This window comes from Streptomyces sp. NPDC001493 (assembly GCF_053597235.1).
In genome coordinates this window covers 1-2698 of the sequence record NZ_JBSFHV010000060.1, presented here as the reverse complement: position 1 = coordinate 2698, position 2698 = coordinate 1, and the positions used below count along the sequence as shown (strand labels likewise).

The window sequence follows — 2698 nt, the reverse complement described above, 5'->3', positions numbered from 1 at the left end:
CCCAACCCCTACGGACCCCCCGGCACCCGCCTCTACCGCACCGGCGACCTCGCCCACTTCGACCACCACGGCAACCTCCACTACCAAGGCCGAGCCGACAACCAAATCAAAATCCGCGGCTTCCGCATCGAACCCGCCGAAATCGAAACCGCCCTCCTCACCCACCCCCACATCACCCAAGCCACCGTCACCACGCATCACAAGCAGCTCGCCGCATACATCGTCACCAGCACGCCGACAGCCCCGGACGACATCCGCCGGCACCTCGTGGAGCGGCTTCCCGAACACCTCGTCCCCGCTCACCTCACCACCCTCGACAAACTCCCCCTCACCCCCAACGGCAAGATCGACAAGCGAGCCCTCCCCGAGCCGGCAGCCCTCATGGCCTCGACGCGCGCGCCGCAGACCCAGCTCGAAGAGATCGTCCTCGTCCTCTTCAGCCGAGTACTGGACACCGCCCGACCGGTCGGGGTCGATGACAGCTTCTTCCACCACGGCGGCCACTCCCTGCTCGCCGCCCGTCTCACCAACCACGTCGCGGACGAACTCGGCGTCCGGCTGACCATCCGCGACGTCTTCCAGCACCCCACACCCGCGCGCCTCGCCCAGCACATCAGCACCCTCAAGGGCCGGCCCGCACTCCCGCCCCTCACCGCCGGCACATCGACCGACGACAACGACACCCCCCTGTCCTACGCCCAACGCCGACTCTGGCTGCTCGCCGAACTCGACGGCGACAGCGCCGCCTACAACGTCCCGATGGCCATCCACCTCGAAGGCCCACTCGACGCCGAGGCCCTCGAAACCGCCCTCAACGACGTGGTCGGAAGACACGCGCCTCTGCGCACCGTCTTCACCACCGTCGACGGCGAACCGCGGCAGCATGTCCTCCCCGCCGCAGAGGCCCGCGTACGCATCGAGCGTGGGGAATCCACGCCCGAGACGCTGGACGACGATCTGGCCGCAGCCGTCCGGCACCGGTTCGACCTCAGGACGGACGTCCCGGTGCGGGCCACCCTCTTCGGCCTCGGCGACGGACGCGCGGTCCTCCACCTCCTGATGCACCACATCGCGACGGACGGACGGTCCGCCGGAGTGTTCTTCGACGACCTGTCGCGGGCCTACCAGGCACGTGTCGTCGGCGCCGAGGGCCAGGTGCTGGAACCACTGCGGGTCCAGTACGCCGACTACGCGGTCTGGCAGCAGCGGGCGCTGGGCTCGCCCGAGGACACCGGGAGCGTCCTCTCGCAGGAACTCGCCTTCTGGCGCGAGACCCTGGAAGGACTGCCGGAGGAACACACGCTCAACCTCGACCGCCCCCGCCCCGCACAGGCCTCGCACCGCGGCGGAACGGTCGAAGTCACCCTGGAAGGTGACCTGTTCGAGCACGTCGGCGCACTGGCCCGGGCCGAGGGATGCACCCCCTTCATGGTCGTGCACGCGGCACTCGTCGCCGCACTGACCCGGCTCGGCGGCGGTACGGACCTCGCCATCGGAACCCCCGTCGCCGGCCGCACCGACGAAGCCCTCCGCGACCTGGTCGGCTTCTTCGTCAATACCCTCGTCCTCCGCACCCGCACCGACAGCAACCCCACCTTCCGCCAGCTCCTCGAACACATCCGCACCACCGACCTCGACGCCTTCGCCCACCAGGACGCACCCTTCGACCTCGTCCTCGACACCCTCAACCCCACCCGCACCCTCACCCGCCACCCCCTCTTCCAGATCTGCCTCACCCTGGAGGCAGGAGGGGCCCCGGAGTTCTGCCTGGGTGAGGACCGATCCACCCAGGTGGTGGGCCTGACCAACGGGTCGGCCAAGTTCGATCTGGAGTTCCTGCTCCGCTCGGACGACAGCCGAAGCCTGCACGGCGCGGTCGTCTTCGCCGCGGATCTGTTCGACCACACCACCGTCCGGCGCATGGTGACCGTGCTGGGTGAGGTGCTGCGCCAGGCGGTGGCCAACCCGGAGACCCACCTCGCGGACTTCGACGTGCTGTCGGCGGGCGAACGGGAGCTGTTGCTGGGGCCGTGGGCCGGGTCCGTGGCCGCAGTGGACGACGTGTCGCTCGTGGAACGGTTCGAGGCGCAGGTCACTCGCGCACCGGAGGCCGTCGCGCTGATCGACGGCGACCGGCGGATCACCTACGGAGAGCTGAACGCATCCGCCAACCGCTGGGCCCACCACCTGCGTTCACAGGGACTCGGCCGCGGCGACCTCGCCGGCATCCTCCTCGAACGCGGCGCCACCTTCGCCATGGCGGTGATGGCGGTGGTCAAGACCGGCGCCGGCTACACGCTGCTCGACCCGGACTTCCCCGACGAGCGTCTCCGTGCCGCCGCCGAGGACGCGGGGATCACTCTGCTTCTCACCGACGACACTCTCGGCCGACGAGCGGAGGGCCCCTGGACCCTGGTCTCCTGCTCTTCGGACGCCCCCGCCGGCACGTCGGACGCGGACCTGGGTCTGCCCATTCAGGGTGATGACGTGGCGTGCGTGATGTTCACCTCGGGCTCCACCGGACGCCCCAAGGGCATCCTCTCCTCCCACCGCAACCTCGTCTCCACCCTCACCGCACAGACCCACGGACACTTCGGACCCGACGAAGTCTTCCTCCAGTGCTCACCCGTCTCCTGGGACGCCTTCAGCCTCGAATTCTGGGGAGCCCTCCTCCACGGCGGAACCACCGTCCTCCAGC

Annotated in this window: 1 protein-coding gene; it reads left to right on the top strand. The window is 69.6% G+C overall.

The features are described 5' to 3' along the window. Positions 1 to 2698: condensation domain-containing protein (locus ACWCWD_RS36995; protein ID WP_450780035.1), on the top strand; the 2698-nt coding region annotated here is incomplete at both ends.